At 70.8% G+C, this 18,701-nt stretch carries 16 protein-coding genes; 6 read left to right on the forward strand and 10 right to left on the reverse strand.

What is annotated here, in order from left to right; all coding sequences use genetic code 11:
• Positions 1 to 7: 7 nt before the first annotated feature.
• A complete protein-coding gene (gene petA, locus LGR54_RS12415) occupies positions 8 to 568 on the reverse strand; it encodes a ubiquinol-cytochrome c reductase iron-sulfur subunit (RefSeq protein ID WP_230362277.1) in 561 nt (186 codons plus the stop codon).
• Between the two features lie 383 nt (positions 569 to 951).
• On the opposite strand from petA, the gene LGR54_RS12420 reads away from it, so the two are divergent.
• Positions 952 to 1,431, forward strand: coding sequence for a tRNA (cytidine(34)-2'-O)-methyltransferase (locus LGR54_RS12420; protein ID WP_230362278.1), 480 nt, complete (start codon positions 952 to 954; stop codon positions 1,429 to 1,431).
• A gap of 3 nt (positions 1,432 to 1,434) precedes the next feature.
• Here LGR54_RS12420 and LGR54_RS12425 read toward each other — a convergent pair whose 3' ends face one another.
• Positions 1,435 to 3,294, reverse strand: a complete 1,860-nt coding sequence (locus LGR54_RS12425) for an ABC transporter ATP-binding protein (protein ID WP_304512002.1) — start codon at positions 3,292 to 3,294, stop codon at positions 1,435 to 1,437.
• A gap of 242 nt (positions 3,295 to 3,536) precedes the next feature.
• On the opposite strand from LGR54_RS12425, the gene hemF reads away from it, so the two are divergent.
• Complete coding sequence (hemF, locus tag LGR54_RS12430) at positions 3,537 to 4,397, forward strand: oxygen-dependent coproporphyrinogen oxidase (protein WP_370638201.1); 861 nt, start codon at positions 3,537 to 3,539, stop codon at positions 4,395 to 4,397.
• Between the two features lie 37 nt (positions 4,398 to 4,434).
• On the opposite strand, the gene LGR54_RS12435 is transcribed toward hemF, so the two are convergent.
• From LGR54_RS12435 to LGR54_RS12465, 7 genes are all read right to left on the reverse strand, one after another.
• Positions 4,435 to 5,286 carry a glycosyltransferase gene (locus LGR54_RS12435; RefSeq protein WP_230362280.1) on the reverse strand — a complete coding sequence of 284 codons (852 nt, stop codon included), beginning with the start codon at positions 5,284 to 5,286 and terminating at the stop codon, positions 4,435 to 4,437.
• Positions 5,287 to 5,358: 72 nt separating this feature from the next.
• Positions 5,359 to 6,432 (reverse strand): DUF3616 domain-containing protein, encoded by a 1,074-nt coding sequence (locus LGR54_RS12440; protein WP_230362281.1) that lies wholly within the window; start codon positions 6,430 to 6,432, stop codon positions 5,359 to 5,361.
• A gap of 72 nt (positions 6,433 to 6,504) precedes the next feature.
• Positions 6,505 to 6,927, reverse strand: coding sequence for a VOC family protein (locus LGR54_RS12445; protein ID WP_230362282.1), 423 nt, complete (start codon positions 6,925 to 6,927; stop codon positions 6,505 to 6,507).
• Between the two features lie 48 nt (positions 6,928 to 6,975).
• On the reverse strand, positions 6,976 to 8,205 hold the full coding sequence (locus LGR54_RS12450; RefSeq protein WP_230362283.1) for a CCA tRNA nucleotidyltransferase: 1,230 nt from the start codon (positions 8,203 to 8,205) through the stop codon (positions 6,976 to 6,978).
• Complete coding sequence (locus tag LGR54_RS12455; protein ID WP_230362284.1) at positions 8,202 to 8,465, reverse strand: DUF6111 family protein; 264 nt, start codon at positions 8,463 to 8,465, stop codon at positions 8,202 to 8,204. The genes LGR54_RS12450 and LGR54_RS12455 overlap by 4 nt, the downstream gene beginning before the upstream one ends.
• Complete coding sequence (locus tag LGR54_RS12460) at positions 8,465 to 9,118, reverse strand: CoA pyrophosphatase (RefSeq protein WP_230362285.1); 654 nt, start codon at positions 9,116 to 9,118, stop codon at positions 8,465 to 8,467. The genes LGR54_RS12455 and LGR54_RS12460 overlap by 1 nt, the downstream gene beginning before the upstream one ends.
• Positions 9,115 to 9,723 (reverse strand): DUF1285 domain-containing protein, encoded by a 609-nt coding sequence (locus LGR54_RS12465; protein ID WP_370638193.1) that lies wholly within the window; start codon positions 9,721 to 9,723, stop codon positions 9,115 to 9,117. The genes LGR54_RS12460 and LGR54_RS12465 overlap by 4 nt, the downstream gene beginning before the upstream one ends.
• 330 nt (positions 9,724 to 10,053) lie before the next feature.
• Between LGR54_RS12465 and LGR54_RS12470 the strand changes: the two genes are divergently transcribed.
• The 4 genes from LGR54_RS12470 to LGR54_RS12485 all read left to right on the forward strand — a co-directional run bounded on the left by LGR54_RS12470 (position 10,054) and on the right by LGR54_RS12485 (position 17,378).
• A complete protein-coding gene (locus LGR54_RS12470; RefSeq protein WP_230362287.1) occupies positions 10,054 to 11,064 on the forward strand; it encodes a MoxR family ATPase in 1,011 nt (336 codons plus the stop codon).
• A gap of 44 nt (positions 11,065 to 11,108) precedes the next feature.
• Complete coding sequence (locus tag LGR54_RS12475; RefSeq protein WP_230362288.1) at positions 11,109 to 12,104, forward strand: DUF58 domain-containing protein; 996 nt, start codon at positions 11,109 to 11,111, stop codon at positions 12,102 to 12,104.
• Between the two features lie 2 nt (positions 12,105 to 12,106).
• Positions 12,107 to 15,064 carry a DUF4159 domain-containing protein gene (locus LGR54_RS12480; protein ID WP_230362499.1) on the forward strand — a complete coding sequence of 986 codons (2,958 nt, stop codon included), beginning with the start codon at positions 12,107 to 12,109 and terminating at the stop codon, positions 15,062 to 15,064.
• Positions 15,065 to 15,305: 241 nt separating this feature from the next.
• On the forward strand, positions 15,306 to 17,378 hold the full coding sequence (locus LGR54_RS12485; protein WP_230362289.1) for a hypothetical protein: 2,073 nt from the start codon (positions 15,306 to 15,308) through the stop codon (positions 17,376 to 17,378).
• 118 nt (positions 17,379 to 17,496) lie between these two features.
• On the opposite strand, the gene LGR54_RS12490 is transcribed toward LGR54_RS12485, so the two are convergent.
• On the reverse strand, positions 17,497 to 18,588 hold the full coding sequence (locus LGR54_RS12490) for a patatin-like phospholipase family protein (protein WP_230362290.1): 1,092 nt from the start codon (positions 18,586 to 18,588) through the stop codon (positions 17,497 to 17,499).
• Between the last annotated feature and the right edge of the window lie 113 nt (positions 18,589 to 18,701).

Raw genomic sequence — 18,701 nt, forward strand, 5'->3', positions numbered from 1 at the left:
GCTCGGCTCAGCCGATGGAGATCTTCGTGTCGGACACGAAATGATACGGCGGAATGGCGAGGTTCTCGGGCGCCGGGCCGCGGCGCACCCGGCCGGCGCTGTCATATTCCGAGCCGTGGCACGGGCAGAACCAGCCGTCATACTCGCCCATATGGCCGATGGGGACGCAGCCGAGATGGGTGCAGATGCCGATGACGACCAGCCACTTCTCCTGGTCCTTGGCGGCGCGGTTGGCGTCGGTGGCCGGCGCGTCGGCCGGCAGGTTGGCGTTTCGGGCCACCGGGTCGAGCAGTTGGCCGAGCTGCACCGCCCTGGCTTCCTCGATGTCCTTGGCCGTGCGGTTCCACACGAAGACCGGCTTGCCGCGCCACTTCACGGTGACGATCTGGCCTTCCTGTATCTGGCCGAGATCGACCTCGGTGGAGGACATCGCCAGTACCGAGGCGTCCGGCTGCAATTGCGAGATGAAGGGCCACACCATGGCGGCGGCCCCGACCGCGCCCATGGCGCCGGTCGCGATATAGAGGAAGTCGCGGCGCGTGGTTTCCGCCGTCCCGGTTGATGCCACGAGTGTTTCCTTTCCCCTCACGCCCATCGAACGATGCACGGCCTATCGCAGCGGCTGACCGCCAGCGCATTACCGCCGACGCCTTCGCCACCAGGCGATTGCCGCCGCAATCCCAGGCTGCCGACACCCGCTGCCGTCGTCATCGGCCGCGACGTCACCACCCCGACGTGACGCAACGCCGATGCCGCCGCCCGCGCGGTCGGCTTACCTTCGACTGCCTCTAATTGCACCCTACCGGCGCCTTGTCCAGATGACGGCAGTGCGGCAGTCCGCCCCGCCCCCCGGACGAAAAGGCCGCGCGGATGCCATGATGCCGCCACAATCCCGCCGTTACCGGCGACGCTTGGTCAGGATCCTCCCGCGAACGCCCCCGAACCATCGCCATGCCGATCCGCCTCGCCCTCTACCAGCCTGACATCGCCCAGAATGCCGGCACGCTCGCCCGGCTGTGCGCCTGTCTCGGCCTTGAGTTGCACATCGTCGAGCCGGCCGGCTTCCCGGTGGGCGATGCTGGCTTCCGCCGCGCCGGCATGGACTATCTCGACCGTGCGGCGATCCGCCGCCATGCCAGCTTCGCCGCTTTCGAGGGCTGGCGGGCGGAACAGGGCGCGCGCCTCGTCCTCGCCAGCACCCGCGCGGCGCAGCCCTATGTCGATTTCCGATTCGCTGCGGGGGATGTGCTGCTGCTTGGCCGCGAGAGCGTCGGCGTGCCGGAGACGGTGCACGAGGCGGCCGATGCGCGCCTGCTCGTCCCGCTGGCGGCGGGGGCGCGCTCGCTCAATGTCGCGGTGGCCGGCGCGATGATCGCCGGCGAGGCGCTGCGCCAGCTCGGGGCGTTCCCCACGCCCGGCGCGGCGGGGTGAGCCTCACTCCGCCGCGATATCCTCTTCCCGGTCGATGAACCCGCCGGACTGGCGCAGCCACAGCCGCGCATAAAGCCCGCCGCGAGCGATCAGTTCGGCATGGGTGCCGGTCTCGACGATGCGGCCATGGTCCATCACCACCAGCCGGTCCATCCGGGCGATGGTGGAGAGTCGGTGGGCGATGGCGATCACCGTCTTGCCCTGCATCAGCTCGTCGAGATTGGCCTGGATCGCCGCCTCGATCTCCGAATCGAGCGCCGAGGTGGCCTCGTCCAGCACCAGGATCGGCGCGTCCTTCAGCAGCACCCGCGCAATGGCGATGCGCTGGCGCTGGCCGCCGGACAGCTTGACGCCGCGCTCGCCGACCTGCGCGTCGAGGCCCCGGCGTCCCTGCGGGTCGGCCAGCCCATCGATGAACTCCGCCGCATGCGCCCGCCGCGCCGCCTGCCAGATCGCCGGCTCGTCGGCGTCCGGCCGCCCGTAGCGGATATTGTCGCGCACCGAGCGGTGCATCAGCGAGGTGTCCTGCGTCACCACACCGACATGGCCGCGCAGGCTCTCCTGCGTCACGCCGGCAATGTCCTGCCCGTCGATCAGGATGCGCCCGCCTTCGAGGTCGTAGAAGCGCAGCAACAGGTTCATCAGCGTCGACTTGCCGGCCCCCGATGGGCCGACGAGGCCGATGCGCTCGCCCGGCTTCACCGCGAGGTCGAGCCCCTCGATTACTCCCGAGCCCTTGCCGTAGTGGAAGCTGACATTGTCGAAGCGGATTTCTCCGCGCGGCACGTCGAGCGCCGGTGCCGCCGGCCGGTCGACCACCGTGTGCGGCCGGGCGATGGTGAGGATCGCCTCCTGCACCGTGCCGACATTCTCGAACACGCCGGTCACCACCCACATGATCCAGCCGGACATGTTGGTGATGCGGATGGCGAGGCCGGTGGACAGCGCGATGGCGCCGAGATTGATTGCCCCGGTCGACCACAGCCAGACGCCGAGCGCGCCGATGGCGCCGAGCATCAGCGAGTTCAGCCAGCTGACGCTCATCGCCATGCGGGTGATCTGCCGCTGCTGGCGCAGGAAGGCCTCGTTATGCGCGCCGGTCGCCTCGCGGACATAGGCGTCCTCGCGGTCGGCATGGGCGAACAGCTTCACCGTCATGATGTTGGTGTAGCTGTCGACGATCCGCCCGGTCAGCGCGGAGTTGGTCTCCGACATCGCCTTGGAGAGCGCTCGCACCCGCGGGATGAAATAGGAAAGCGCGAGGATGTAGAGCGCGATCCAGGCGACGATCGGCACCGCGAGGCGCCAGTCGGCCTCGGCGAACAGGATCACGGCGCTGATGGCGTAGACCGAGACGTACCACAGCGCGTCGATCACCTCGACCACCGAGCCGCGCAGCGCCGGCCCGGCCTGCAGCACCCGCGTGGCGATACGCCCGGCGAAGTCGCTCTGGAAATAGGCGAGGCTCTGGCGCACCACCCAGCGATAGGACTGCCAGCGGATCAGGCTGGAGAAATTGGCGTTGATCGACTGCCGCACCAGGAAATCGTGCAGCGCCTGCGTCGCCGGCCGGGCGATCACCACCACGAAGGCCATCCACAGGAGCAGCCCGCCATGGTCGGCGAAGATCCCGCCCGGCGAGGAGGACTGCAGGAGGTCGACGATCTGCCCGACATAGCGGAACAGCGACACCTCGACGATGGCGACGAGAAACGCGGCGCCGAGCGCGGCGATGAAGATCGGCCCGCTCTGCCGCACGAAATGCCAGTAGAACACCCACAGCCCCTCCGGAGGGCGGGCGAGCGGCATCGGACGGAACGGGTCGAGACGGTTCTCGAACCAGGTGAGCAGGCGCGACAGCATGGGTAGCCTTTTCCGCTTTTGTTGCGGCGGTAGTATGTCGGAACGGGGCGCGCGAACGGACAGTGAACAGACACGAGTCGCGCCGCGCGCGCCAGCCCCGATCGCGCATTGCTTGTCGCGATGGGGTCGGCGGCGCTAGAAGCGTCGGCGCAGAGAGGAAGCCCGTCATGTCCGCCTCGACCATCGCCGATGCCGCCCGCAGCGCCCCCGGCACACCGCTCGATCCGGCCCGCATCGAGCCGATGAAGGCCGCCGCCCGCGCCTGGTTCGAGGAGCTCCGCGACCGCATCTGCGCCGCCTTCGAGGCGCTGGAGGACGAGGCGCCCGCCGCGCTCTATCCCGGCGCGCCCGGCCGCTTCGAGCGCACCCCCTGGGACCGCGCCGACCATTCCGGCGCCGCCGGCGGCGGCGGGGTGATGGCGATGATGCGCGGCCGGCTGTTCGAGAAGGTCGGCGTGCACTGTTCCACCGTGCATGGCGAGTTCGCCCCGGAGTTCCGCAAGCAGATCCCCGGCGCCGAGGCCGATCCGCGCTTCCACGCCACCGGCATCTCGCTGATTGCCCATCTGGCGAACCCGCACGTGCCGGCGGTGCATATGAACACCCGCTTCGTGGTCACCTCGCGGGCGTGGTTCGGCGGCGGCGCCGACCTCACCCCGCTGCTGGAGCACCGCCGCGCGCAGGAGGATCCCGACGCCCTCGCCTTCCACGCGGCGATGCGGGCGGCCTGCGACGCCCATGCGGTCGCCGACCACGACCGGCTGAAGGCGTGGTGCGACGAGTATTTCTGGCTGCCGCACCGGCAGGAGCCGCGCGGCATCGGCGGCATCTTCTACGATTGGCTGGACTCAGGCGACCGCGACGCCGACTTCGCCTTCACCCGCGACGTCGGCCTCGCCTTCCTCGACGTCTATCCGCGCCTCGTGCGTGCCAACCTCGCCACCCCCTGGACCGAGGCCGAGCGCGAGGAGCAGCTCGTCCGCCGCGGCCGCTATGTCGAGTTCAACCTGCTGCATGATCGCGGCACGGTGTTCGGGCTGAAGACCGGCGGCAATGTCGCCTCCATCCTCTCCTCGATGCCGCCGGTGGTGAAGTGGCCGTGAGCCTCCTCGCGGCCCGCCCCGGGACGAGGCGCCTCCGCTAGGACGCCGCCGACTCCACCTGCGGCGCGGGTGCGGGCGCGGGTGGCGACAGCACGCGCAGCGCGGCGAGATTGATGAAGGGAAAATCCTTCTTGAGGTCGACGGAAGCCTGCGCCAGCGCGACGTTCACCGGCGGCGGCCCCCGGCGGGTCGGGCTGTCATTGTCGATATGCCGCGTCCGCAGCCACAGCGGCCGGCCGGTGGCGATCAGCTGCACCGGATATTTCTTGTACACGACCATGTGGTTGCCGAGGTCGTAGGCCGAGAGATAGCGATCCGGGCCGGACACCACGCCCAGTCCCTGGGCGACGTGCTTGATGCTGCATTCCTGCACCTGGATCACCTCGTCCGGTGCCGGCGCGATGGTCCGACCCTCCGGGGCGGAGATCACGGTGAGATCCGGCAGTTGGTCCAGTTGCGGCGCGATGGCGTCGAAATAGCCCGGCGACAGGGCGTCGTCGTCGTCGAGCCGATAGGAATAGAGCCGCCCGCCCTCGGCCAGCCGGGCGCAGGCATTGCGCGACTTCAGCCGGAAGCTGTGCCCTTCGCCGATGACCGCGAGACGGATATTGGGATGCGGCGCGAGCAGCTTCTTCAGCGATTTGACCGCGAAAGACGGCAGGTCGTGATTGATCAGGATCGCGGCGTAGGACCGCTCGCGCCGGGTCAGCGCCACATAGGTCGGCAACGCATAGCGCGAGAACATCCGCAGCCTCTGCTGCAGGCGGCCCGTATCGAAGACGGTCTCTTTGGCCTGTTCCAGCGACAGGTCACGCGTGGATCGGAACCACGTCAATGAATCGCGGGTCACGACGCTGAAACGCGTAACCCCGACGAACGTAACCGACATTCTGTTGCGACCACCCCTTTGACCGGACGGAAGCTAGGCTCCGGCTCCCGGAGGGTCAAGCGCCGGCTTCGCCTAGCGGATCTCGAAGCTCAGCACCCGGCCGCCGCCCTCGCGCGGGCCGTCGAACAGCAGCACCGCGCGCAGCGCCCCGCCCTCGTGCTTCAGCGGCAGCAGCGCCTCGGGCTTGGCCTCGCCGCCGAAGGACGGCAGGTTCGCCACCAGCGCCGCGCCGCCGCCCGGCAGGGTGCGGTACACCGCATAGTCGCCATAGGACACGCGGGGCGGGTCGAGTTGCGGCCCGGCGAGGAACAGGAGCCCCGAGCCGAAGGCGACGAGGTCGCGTATGCCGCGCGGCGTACCCGAGGTGTCCTTGCCGAGGTCGTAGGTGATCAGCTCCGCCTTGCCCGGCTGGCCGTCGAACAGCGATGCCAGCGGCACCGACACCGTCGCCGCCCGGCCCTCCACCGCCGGCGCCCGGAGGCCGGCGATCAGCCGCCCCTCGTGCACCGCGACGCCCTCGATGTTCAGCCCGTGCTCGAGCAGCTTGCCGTCGAAGGCGCCGGCCAGCTGCGGCACCGAGCGCAGGAAGGCCGGCAGGTCGGTGGAGACCTCCACCGACGGGCGCGGCCCCCTGATGTCGCCATTGCGGTTCACCGAGCCCGGCACGAAGCGGATGCGGAACACCCGCCTCGTTGCCTTGGCACGGGCGTTCGCCGCCGCCGGGTCGCTCTCGCGGCGCGGCCGGGCATGCGAGCCGACGACGTAGAAGGCGCCGTCGGCATAGGCGACCCCCTCGGCGTCGAGCGACAGCGGCTCGCCGGCATAGCGCTCGGAGATCAGCGGGATGAAGGCGCCGGCCTCGCCGCCATGCGGCCGGGCCATCACGATCTGCACGCCCTGCGCCTCGTCGTCGGCGATCAGGCACAGGCGCGAAGGCGCATTGCCGTCCTCGCAGGCGATGCCGCTGACGTCGCGCGAGGTCTTGAAGTCGAGCTTCTTGCCGCCGCCGCCGGGTTCGAGCTTGCCGAACAGGCGGCCCTCTATTTCCCATTCCGCCTCATCGGCGGCGGAAATTCCCACATTGGCGGCAAGCAGCGGCACTGCCAGCAGACCCAACCGCAAGACCCGCACCCATGCGGCGACCATGGCATCACCAGAAACGACGGCAAGGGTGTCATTCAACCACCCTTCCCGCTCCGCGACCAGAGGCGCGCGGGCTCAGGCCGGCGGCATCTCGCTCATGTGAAACACCTCCCATGTGTGGCCGTCGGGATCCTCGAAGCCATGCGAGTACATGAACCCCATGTCCTGCGGCTCGCGCGGCACCGCGCCGCCGGCGGCCCGCGCCTTGGCCACCAGCGCGTCCACCGCCTCCCGGTCGTCCACCGCAAGCGCCACCAGCACCTCGGTCGTCTTCGAGGTGTCGGCGATCTCCTTGTGGATGAAGCTCTTGAAGAACGGCTCCACCAGCAGCATGGCGAAGAAATTCTCGCCGATGATCATGCAGGTGGCGTCGTCATTGGTGAATTGCAGGTTGAAGCTGAAGCCGAGCGCGGTGAAGAAATCCACCGAGCGCTTCAGGTCCTTCACCGGCAAATTGACGAAGATCTGCCGGGCGACGTGCAGCCCCTCATTGGCCATGGCGTTCCCTCCCCTAAGGTCCGGGCGCACTATGGCATGCCCGCCGGCTCAGCGGTCGTCGGCGAGTACCGTCGCGACGAGCGGGTCGAGCGCGTCGCGCTGCGGGAAGCCGGCCTCGATCCAGGCCTCCTCGGCCCGCTTCATCGCCGCGCCAAGCGCCGGCCCGGGCGTCAGCCCGCGTGCGAGAAAGTCCGCCGCCTTCAAGGGAAAGCGCGGGATCGGCCAGTCCCGCGCGATGTCGATGAGCGCCCGCCAGCCGGCATCGTCGACGGCGGCTCCCGAACGGGCGAAGGCGATCAGCGCCCGGTCGGTGAAGCGCTCGCGCCCCATGCGGTAGAGAAACGCCTTCTGCCCCTTCTCGCACATGCCCGGCGTCGGCGCCGGGCCGGCCAGCGCCACCAGCCGGGCGGCCTCGGCGCGCGACAGCCGCAGCGTCTCGGCGAGCGCCACCGCGTCCGCCTCCTCGCGCACGCCGAGCGCGCCGAGCCGACGCACCGCGTCCGGCGCCAGCCCCAGCGCCGCCTCCAGCGCGGCCAGCCGCGCGAAGGTGGCGACGTCCCCCGGCTCGCCCAGCACCGGCGCCAGCAGCCCGGCGGCGTCCATCTCCGCCAGGGTTTCGGCCGCGCGAGAGGCCGTCAGCAGTTTCAGGAGCTCCGCCCGCACCCGCTCGCGCGAGAGGCGGGCGAGGCCGTCCCTGCCGCGCACCGCCGCCGCCAGCGCCTCGGGATCGACCGGGCCGTGGCCGTAGCCGGCATGGAAGCGGAACAGCCTGAGGATGCGCAGATAATCCTCGGCGATGCGCCGGTCGGCGTCGCCGATGAAGCGCACCCGCCCGGCGCGGGCATCGGCCTCGCCGCCGGTGAAGTCGATCAGCTCGCCGTCGCGCGTCAGGTAGAGCGCGTTCATGGTGAAGTCACGCCGCGCGGCATCGGCCCGCCAGTCGCGGCCGAACGCCACCTGCGCCCGCCGGCCGTCGGTCTCCACGTCCTGGCGCAGCGTCGTCACCTCGTAGGGGAGGCCCTCGGCGATCACCGTCACCGTGCCGTGCTCGATGCCGGTCGGGATCGCCTTGAAGCCGGCGGCCTTCGCCCGGCGCGTCACCTCGTCCGGCGTCGCGGTGGTGGCGATGTCGACATCGCCGCGCGCGCCGCGTCCCACCAGCCAGTCGCGCACCGCGCCGCCGACGATGCGCGCCTCCTCGCCCTCGCCGTCGAGCACGTCGAGCAGACGGGCGAGGCCGGGGCGGGCGTCGATCAGCTCATGCGTCGCCCGCGTCATTCGATGTGGCCCGGCGTCAGCTTGCCGCCTTCCCAGTTCGGCGGCACGTAGCGCCCGGTGGTCGGCCCGCGTGTGCCGGCCTCGAACAGGAGCAGGCTCGCCGCCACCAGCGCCACCCCGGCGAACAGGCAGCCCGCCAGCGCCCGCGTCGACCACCCCGACAGCGCCGCGTCCACCCGCCGGCCGAAGCGCAGATAGAGCGCGAACAGCACGAAGGGCGTGATGAAGAGGAGGATATTGGTGAGCGCGATCCGCAGCATCAGCCATACACCCGTTCATAGAGGCTGCGCAGGATGCCGGCGGTGATGCCCCAGATGCGCCGCTTGTCATAGGTCATGGCGTGGAAGGTGCGCATCATTCCCAGCCATTCGCGGCTTTCCCGGTGGTGGTTGTCCGGGCTCATCAGGAAGTCCAGCGGCACCTCGAAGGCCTCGTCGACCTCGCCGGGATTGAGTGTCAGGCCGAAATCCGGCTGCACCAGCCCCACCACCGGCACGATGCGGTAGCCGGTCCGGGCGAGATAGGGGTCGAGATAGCCGAGCGGCGCCACCAGCTTGCGGTCGAGCCCGACCTCTTCCTCCGCCTCGCGCAGCGCAGCGTGCAGCGGGTCGGGGTCGGTCGGGTCGATCTTGCCGCCGGGAAAGGCGATCTGCCCGGCATGGCTCGGCAGATGCGAGGAGCGCAGCGTGAGCAGCACCGTCGGGTCGGGCCGCGCCACCACCGGGATCAGCACCGCCGCGCCGCGCACCTTCGCCACCAGGTCGCGGAATTCCGGCGTCAGCTCGTGGTCGCCCCGCAGCGGCACGCCGTCGAGATCCGGCTCCGGCAGCAGCCGGGCGCGGGCGCGGGCGACGAAGTCCTCCAGCCGGGGCGGAAGGGCGGAAAGGGCGGGCAGCGGCACGGCGGCGCTCATGATCGGTCTTCCATTTCCTCGGCGGACAGGCCCTCGACCGGCGCGATCGGAAAGAATGCACCGGACGAGGCGACGCCGAACATCGGCTGCCCCTCGACCGCGCGTTCCTCGCCCCGCTCGACGAGTTCGAGGAACACCGGTCGGGTCAGCCGCGCCCACAGGCCGCGCCGCACATATATATAGGGCCGCACCGATCCGTCCGCTTGCTGGTCGAAGCGCAGCGGATGCGCGTCGTCGCACATCACCCAGTCGTCGAGATTGCTGCGGAAGGCAAGCCGCGCCGGCCGATCCTGCTTGGCGTCCTCGGCCCGCATCTCCACCGCGAGGAACGGCGCGTCCTCCACGGTGATGCCGAGCTTCTCCACCGGCGTCACCAGCACGTGGCGGGTCCCCTCCCGCCGCATCACCGAGGCGAACAGCTTCACCAGCGCCGGCCGGCCGATCGGACGCCCCTCATGGTGCCAGCCGCCCTCGCGGTCGATGCGGATGTCGATGTCGCCGCAGTCGGACGGGTTCCAGCGCTCCAGCGGCGGCCCGCCCTCGCCCTTCGCTGTGGCGATCGACCTCATGAAATCGTCAAGTCGCCCGGAAGTGTCTGAAGCCATGATTCTTTCTCTGTCACACAGGCTTAATCGCGCAGTCGTGATCCCCCGCCCGATAGTCGACGCGATCTGAAGATAGCGTAAGCTTGACCGTCAGGAAGCCCGAACGCCGTCCCGGCGGTAGCGGAATATGTGCGTTGCAATAAGACATTTCGCAGCGCAACATAACCGGCAAACCATCGGCGGGGACCGGGCTGAGCGAAGCCTGCCGCGCCGGGCGTCCGGCGTAAACTGGCCCGGGGACTGGTGTGGCCCCGGGCTTGCAAAGTGCCGATGAAGCCGCGGGGTACCGATCACGGACCCCGTGGCGCAGCAAGGTTGAAGGAGCACGACATGACGTCCGCGACCGGCGAGAACTTCGAATCCCTCGACGCCATGATCGTTCGCTCGGCGGAGGCGACGGCGGCCAATGTCCGCGCCGCCAAGGCCGGCATCGGCCAGGTCATCTTCGGTCAGGAGGCGGTGGTGGAGCGCACGCTCATCACCATCCTGTCCGGCGGCCACGGCCTGCTGGTCGGCGTGCCCGGCCTCGCCAAGACCAAGCTGGTCGAGACGCTCGGCACCGTGCTCGGGCTCGACGCCCGTCGCGTGCAGTTCACCCCGGATCTGATGCCCTCCGACATTCTCGGCGCCGAGGTGCTGGAGGAAGGCGCCGGCGGCCGGCGCTCCTTCCGCTTCATCCCCGGCCCGGTCTTCGCCCAGTTGCTGATGGCCGACGAGATCAACCGCGCCTCGCCGCGCACCCAGTCCGCGCTGCTGCAGTCGATGCAGGAAGGCCACGTCACCGTCGCCGGCGCGCGACATGATCTGCCCAAGCCGTTCCATGTGCTGGCGACGCAGAATCCGCTGGAGCAGGAAGGCACCTACCCGCTCCCCGAGGCCCAGCTCGATCGCTTCCTGATGGAGATCGACGTCGACTATCCCGACCGCGAGGCCGAGCGGAGGATCCTGTTCGACACCACCAGCGCCGAGGAAACCAAGCCGAAGGCGGTGATGACCGCCGACGAGCTCACCGCCGCCCAGCGCCTCGTGCGCCGGCTCCCCGTCGGCGAATCGGTGGTGGAGGCGATCCTCACCCTGGTGCGTTCCGCCCGTCCCGGCCCGGATGCCGGCGCCTTCTCCAAGTTCATCGCCTGGGGACCTGGGCCCCGCGCGTCGCAGTCGCTGATGCTGGCGGTGCGTGCCCGCGCGCTGCTGGACGGGCGCTACGCCCCCTCGGTCGACGACGTGGTGGCGCTGGCCGAGCCCGTGCTCAAGCACCGCATGGCGCTCACCTTCGCCGCCCGCGCCGATGGCGAGACGGTGCCCGGCCTCGTCGCCAAGCTGGCGGCGAAGATCGGCTGAAGGCGCGGTGCGGAAACGGGCGTGGCGTGGCATGGGACGGTTTGATGGAAATTGATGCGGACAATGCCGTCAGGAGCGCGGCGCAGGACGCCGCCGGCCTCGTTGCCGCCATGCCGCGTCTCGTGCTGGAAGCGCGCCGCATCGCCGCCAGCGTCTATCACGGCCTGCACGGCCGCCGCCGCGCCGGTTCGGGCGAGAACTTCTGGCAGTATCGCCGCTTCGTCGATGGCGAGCCCTCCGCCCGCGTCGACTGGCGCCGCTCGGCCCGCGACGACCATCTCTATGTCCGCGAGCGCGAATGGGAGGCCGCCCACACGGTGTGGATCTGGCCGGACCTGTCCGCCTCCATGGTGTTCGCCTCACCGCTGGTCTGGGAGACCAAGCGCGACCGCGCCCTCGTGGTCGCCTTCGCGCTCGCCGAATTGCTGGTGAAGGGCGGCGAGCGGGTCGGCATTCCCGGCGTCATGCGTCCCTCCGCCTCGCGCCGCATCGTCGAGAAGATGGCGGAATCGTTCGTCCACGCCTCCAGCCTGCCGCAGAGCCTGCCGCCGGCTTTCTCCCCCTCGCCGCTCGCCGAGGTGGTGCTGCTCGGCGATCTCTGGAGCCCGACGCCGGAGGTGGTGGCGAGCCTCGCCGGCCTCGCCGCCTCCGGCGCCCACGGCCATGTGGTGCAGGTCTGCGATCCCGCCGAGGAGACCTTCCCGTTCTCCGGCCGCATCGAGTTCCGCGAGCCGGAAAGCGGCACGCTGCTCACCATCGGCCGCGCCGAAACGGTGCGCGAGGACTATGTCGAGCGGGTCGCCCGCCACCGCGCCATCATCCGCCGCGAGGCCGAGCGCCGCATGTGGAGCTTCCTCGTCCACCGCACCGACCGGCCGGCCACCGAATTGCTGCTCGCTTTGCATGCCCGCATGACCGGCGGCGCCGACGCGCTTGCCGCCCTGCCGGCCGGCGCCCCGGAATATGAGGATGCCGCCGACGAGCGCGGCGCCCATGCCGGCGAGACGCATGACGAAACGGCGGGAGGACACAGCCGATGAACCTGCTCGGCCTTCCCCTCGCCTTCACCACCCCGCTGCTGCTCGCCGCGCTCGCCGCGCTGCCGCTGCTGTGGTTCCTCTTGCGCCTGGTGCCGCCGCGCCCGCGCCGCATCGCCTTCGCGCCGACCCGGCTGCTGCTCGACATCCCGCCCAAGGAGGAGACCCCGGCGCGCACGCCGTGGTGGCTCACCGTGCTGCGGCTGCTGCTCGCCGCCCTCGTCATCTTCGCCGCCGCCGGGCCGATCTGGAATCCGCCGGTCGCCGGCCCGTCCTCTTCCGGCCCGGTGGTGCTGCTGATCGATTCCGGCTGGACCGCCGCCTCCACCTGGGAGGCGCGGCGCGTCTCCGCCGAGGGCATCGTCGCCGACGCCGACCTTGCCGGCCGCGGCATCGTGCTGATCCCCACCGGCGAGCCCCCGCTCGACCCGCGCCTGATGACCCCGAGCGAGGCGCGCGAACGGCTGCGCACGCTGGAGCCGCAGCCCTTCTTGCCCGACCGCGCGACCGCGCTCGCCAGCCTGCGCAAGGCGCTGGACGCGACGCCGGAAGCCGGCATCGTCTATCTCTCCGACGGCGTGCGCCTGGATGGGAGCAACGCGGACAGCGACGGCTTCGCCGCCGAACTGGCCTCGATCGCCGGCCAGCATCCGCTCGCCACCCTGGCTGACGGCGTCGAGGAGCCGCTGGCGCTCGCGGCCGCCGACAACGCCGCCGGCGCCCTCACCGTGAAGGTGCTGCGCGCCGACCGCCAGACGCTGCCCCGCGCGGGCACCGTGCGGGCGCTGGACATGCGCAGCCTCACCCTCGGCGAGGCGCCGTTCAATTTCGAGCCGGGCGTCCGCGAGACCGAGGCGCGCTTCGACATGCCGGTCGAGATCCGCAACGAGGTCGCGCGCCTCGACATCGCCGGGGTGGAATCCGCCGGCGCGGTGCAGTTGCTCGACAAGCGCTGGCGGCGGCGCACCGTCGGCCTGGTCTCCGGCGTCACCGCCGACCAGCGCCAGCCGCTGCTGTCGCCGTCCTACTACCTCACCCGCGCCCTCGGCCCGTTCGCCGATATCCGCACCGCCGACGGCGCCGCCACCCCGGAAGCCATCGAGCGCTTCATCGATCAGAAGCTGCCGGTGATCGTGCTGTCCGATGTCGGCACCATCCCGCCGGAGGTGCATCAGCGGCTGCAACGCTGGATCGAGGGCGGCGGCGTGCTGATCCGCTTCGCCGGCCCGCGCCTCGCCAACGGCTCGGACGACCTCGTCCCGGTGACGCTGCGCCGCGGCGGCCGCGTACTCGGCGGCTCGCTGTCCTGGGAGCAACCGCAGTCGCTGGGCGGCTTCAACCCCGACGGCCCGTTCCGCGACGTGCCGGTGCCGAACGACGTCACCGTCGGCCGGCAGGTGCTCGCCGAGCCCGACGGCCTGCTCGCCACCCGCACCTGGGCGACGCTCACCGACGGCACGCCGCTGGTCACCGGCGAGAAGCGCGGCGCCGGCATGGTGGTGCTGTTCCACGTCACCGCCGACACCTCCTGGTCGAACCTGCCGCTGTCCGGCGCCTTCGTCGACATGCTCAGGCGGGTGGTGGCGCTCGGCGGTTCCAGCGCGGCCGAGGCTGCGGCCGGCGACGGCGTCGCCATCGGTGATGCCGCGCCGACCGGCGAGACGGTGCCGCCAAGCCGGCTGCTCGACGGCTTCGGCGCCTTCCGGCCGGTCACGCCGACCGCCCGCGCCATTCCGGTCGGCTTCAACGGCCGCGCCAGCGCCGAGCACCCGCCCGGCTTCTACGGCCCGCCGGAAGGGCTGGTGGCGGTCAACGCGCTGCTGCCCGCCGACCGGCTGGCGCCGCTCGACCTCTCGGCCCTCGGCCGCGTCGAGCCCTATCGCGACGCCGCTCCGCGCGACCTGCGCGCGCCGCTGCTGCTCGCGTTGCTCGCTCTCCTGCTGGTGGATGCCATGATCGTGTTCCTGCTCGCCGGCGGCCTGTCCCGCCTGACGCCGCGCCGGACCTCCACCGCCGCGAGCCTTCTGCTGGCCGTCGCGCTGGCCGGATTGCTTGGCCTGCTCGCCGGCGCCCCGGCCCACGCCCAGACCGCGCCGGCGGCCAAGGCTCAGGCCCAAGCTCCGGCACAGGCTCAAGCCCCTGCCCAGGCGCAGGCTCCCGTCCCCGGCGCCGTACCCGCCGCCCGCCCGGACAAGCCGATGACGCCGGCGGAGATCGACTTCGCGGTGAAGGCGACCAACGCGACCCGCCTCGCCTATGTCGTCACCGGCGACGCCGAGACCGACGAGGTCAGCGCCTCCGGCCTCAAGGCGCTCACCGACTTCCTCGGCGAGCGCACCGCGCTGGAGGCCGGTGAGCCGATGGGCGTCGACCTCTCCCGCGACGAGCTGTCCTTCTTCCCGCTGCTCTACTGGCCGGTTTTGCCGACCGCCGCGAAGCCCTCGCCGGAGACGCTGGCGCGCGTCGACGCTTTCATGAAGCAGGGCGGCACCATCGTCTTCGACACCCGCGACGCCGAGACCACCATCCCCGGTGTCGGCGGCGCCACGCCGACCAATCCGGCGCTACGCCAGATCCTCGACGGGCTCGACATCCCCGAGCTGGAGCCGGTGCCGCGCGACCACGTGCTCACCAAGGCGTTCTATTTGCTGCGCGATTTCCCCGGCCGCTTCACCGGCGGCACCACCTGGGTGGAGGCGCTGCCCCCGGCCGAGGAGGGCGAGGAGCGTCCGGCCCGCGCCGGCGACGGCGTCTCGCCGGTGGTGATCACCTCCAACGACCTCGCCGGCGCCTGGGCGACCGCGCCGGATGGCGGCCCGCTGCTGCCGCTCTCGGAAGGCGGCGCCCGCCAGCGCGAGCTCGCCTTCCGCTCCGGCGCCAACCTGGTGATGTACGTGCTGACCGGCAACTACAAGGCCGACCAGGTGCATGTCCCGGCGCTGCTCGAAAGGCTGGGGCAATGACGATCCCGCATGATGGCCGCGCCCTTTCCCGGACAAGCTGCGCGCAGCGCGGTGCCGACCAAGAGCTCGATCGTGACCTGCGCACCCTCTTGCTCCCTCTCCCCGTGGGAGAGAGGCGTGGGGTGAGGGGGCGCGACGCGTCCCAATGTCATCCCCCCTCCCCCGGCGCTGCGCGCCGACCTCTCCCCCTCGGGGAGAGGTGGAAGTCCGCGCACCCCACACCTGACGGAGGCCCCGCACGATGAATCTCGGCCTCGCCTTCGATCCGCTGATCCCGCTGCCCTTCCTGATCGCCGCCGCCGCGATCACCGCCGCCGTCGCCATCCTGCTCATCGTCGCCCGCTCGCGCGGCGCGCTGCTGCGCAGCCTCGCCCTCGCGCTCGCGGTGCTGGCGCTGGCCAATCCCTCGCTTACCCGCGAGGAACGCGAGCCGCTCTCCACCGTGGTCGCCGTCGTCGTCGACAAGAGCGCCAGCCAGGATTTCGGTGATCGCCGCCAGATGACCGAGGCCGCCCGCGCCGAGCTGGAGACCCGCCTCGCCCGGCTGAAGGATCAGGGCGCCGAGATCCGCTTCGTCGATGCCGGCGCCGGTGCCGGCGAAGTCGACGGCACCCGCCTGTTCACCGCGCTGTCCGCCGCGCTGGCCGACGTGCCGCCCGAGCGGGTCGCCGGCGCCATCTTCCTCACCGACGGCCGCGTCCACGACATCCCCGCCTCGATGGCGGCGCTCGGCTTCCGCGCGCCCGTGCATGCCATCGTCTCCGGCCAGGCCGGCGAGCGCGACCGCCGGGTGGCGCTCACCGCCACGCCGCGTTTCGGCATCGTCGGCCAGAACCAGACCATCGGCTACCGGGTGGTGGACGAGGGCGCCCCGGCCGGGGCCCGCGTCGGCGTCACCGTGCGCCGCGACGGCGAGGTGGTGGCACGCCCCATCGTCACCGCCGGGCAGGAGGCGAAGGTCGATGTCGAGATCACCCATGCCGGCGCCAACATCGTCGAGATCGAGGCCGCCGGGCTCGAGGGCGAGCTCACCCCGGTGAACAACCGCGCCGCCGTCTCCATCGACGGGGTGCGCGACAAGCTGCGCGTGCTGCTGGTCTCCGGCGAGCCGCATGTCGGCGAGCGCACCTGGCGCAACCTGCTGAAGTCCGACGCCAACGTCGACCTCGTGCACTTCACCATCCTGCGCCCGCCGGAGAAGCAGGACGGCACGCCGATCAACGAACTCTCGCTGATCGCCTTCCCGACCCGTGAGCTGTTCCAGCAGAAGATCAAGGACTTCGACCTGATCATCTTCGACCGCTACTCCCAGCAGGGCGTGCTGCCGATGATCTATTTCGACAACATCGTGCGCTATGTCGAGGAAGGCGGCGCGCTCCTGGTCGCCGCCGGCACCGACTACATCTCGGACGGCTCAGTGTTCAACACCCCGCTGGAGGCGATCCTGCCGGCCGCTCCCGCCGGCCACATGACCGAGACGCCGTTCCGCGCCGCGCTCACCGATGCCGGCCGTCGCCATCCGGTGACGCGCGCCTTGCCCGGCTCGGAGAGCAATCCCCCGGCCTGGGCGCGCTTCTTCCGCATCGTCGACACGCAAGGAGCCCGCGGCACCAGCGTGATGGACGGGCCGGACGGCAAGCCGATCCTGTTGCTCGACCGCGTCGGCGAGGGCCGCGTGGCGCTGCTGCTGTCGGATCATTTCTGGTTGTGGGCGCGCGGCTTCGAGGGTGGCGGGCCCTATATCGACCTGCTCCGCCGCCTGTCCCACTGGCTGATGAAGGAACCGGACCTCGAGGAGGAGCGCCTGCGCCTGCTGGCTCACGGCCCCGATCTCGTGGTCGAGCGCCAGACCATGGGCGACAGCGCCCCCACCGTCGTCGTCACCAACCCGACCGGCCAGACCCGCACCCTGACGCTGGCCTCGGTCGAGCCCGGCCTGTTCCGTGCCACCTTCCCGGCCGACATGCTCGGCCTGTGGCGGGCGACCGACGGCACCCACACCGCGCTGGTCAATGTCGGCCCGCTCAATCCGCGCGAATTTTCCGAGGTGACCTCGACCACCGAGACGCTGCGCGCGCCGCTGGCGACCACCGGCGGCGGCGTCTGGCGCATGGCGGACCTTGCCGGCGGCGTGCCGCGCGTGGTGGCGGTGCGCTCGGGCGAGCGCTATGCCGGCGAGGACTGGATGGGCCTCGCTCTGCGCGACGTGTCGGTGGTGCGCGGGCTCGGCCTGTTCCCGCTGTTCGCCGGGCTGACCGGGCTGTTGATCCTGATGGCCGGCATCGCCGCCGCCTGGGCCCGCGAGGGGCGCTAGAGCCTTTCCGTTGAACTCCGGTTCGCCGGAAAGGCTTCAGGGTCTTGTTCGGCCGCGTTTTCTTCACGCGAACCGGATTCCACTTCGCTCGAAAACGCTCTAGGCGGCCGGCGTCCGCCTAGGCCCAGAAGGCCTTTATCTTGGGCGCTTCGGTTTGCGAGCGCTCATATCCGGCCTTGAGGGCGGGCTCGATTTGCTTGGGGTCGAGAAGATTGAGCCCGGGCGGCGTGCCGGCGATGATAAGCATCGCTTTCGTCCCAGTCGCTTCCAGCGCGGCGATCTCCTTGTGGATGTCGTGGGGTATCCCGCTGAGCAGGCTGCCCTCATAGCCATTGGTGAGCGTGATGACGATCGCGCGCTTGGAACCGGCGACGAGATCGGTGTGCGCCCAGGCCTTGGAAATACCGCCATCCATGCAGAAGCGCTGGCCCACCAGCGTCGGCCCCATCACGCCGGGCAAGGACGAGCTGGCCGCAGCCGCGCGCGCAAGGGGAATGCCGTTGCGGCGCGCGACGTCCTGGTGCACCACCAGACGCTCGCCGGTGTAGCAGTCATTGGCGGTGGTGAACATTTTTGCCGTCGGCCAGTCGGTCCGGCTGTCTCCGGTCAGCAGCCAGGCCAGGCGAGCCACGCCATCGCCGTTGAGATGGTTGTCGGCGGCAAGGGAGGCGTGGCCGATCGCCCGGATCGTCTCCGGCTCCCCGTCCTTGACGCTGAAATTGATCTCCTGCGCCCGCTTCTGGCTCGCATTGGGGGCCGTGACCGGCGCCAGCTTGGCGAACAGGCCGGGGAAATGACCGAAAAACGCGAACTCGGTGCGGAGCTGCTGAAACCGGCCGGACAGCAGCGACGAACCGGCATAGGAGCCGGCCGAGGTGCCGACGACCATCTCCGCGATGGTCGGATCGACGCCCTGTTCGAGCAGGCCGTGGAAGAAGCCGCAATACCAGGCCACGTAGTATTCGCCACCACCGCCGAGCACGAGCGTGCGATCGAGACCGCTCGCCAGGTTGGAAACGACCGGCTGGTCCGGCACCGGCCGGGCCAGACCGTCGTCATCGAACAGCTTGTCCGATATGGTGGCCGCGAGCTGCGCCACGCCGGTCGCGGGCACGTCGGCTTCGGCGGCCAAGGTGGGTTCGATTGCGGGAAGCATGGTGGCAGCGGCGATGCCGGTGGTGCCCTGGATCAGATGTCTGCGAGAAAGCATCGTGTTCCCGTCTTCTGAGTGGTACTCCGGGGGTAGGCATAGCGCTTGGGACTTTCGGTGTCGATCTCGCTCAAGCGGCCGTGATCGATACGTCCCGAGCTCTGGCGGCGCCG

Source organism: Ancylobacter sp. Lp-2 (assembly GCF_020523795.1).
Lineage (GTDB): Bacteria > Pseudomonadota > Alphaproteobacteria > Rhizobiales > Xanthobacteraceae > Ancylobacter.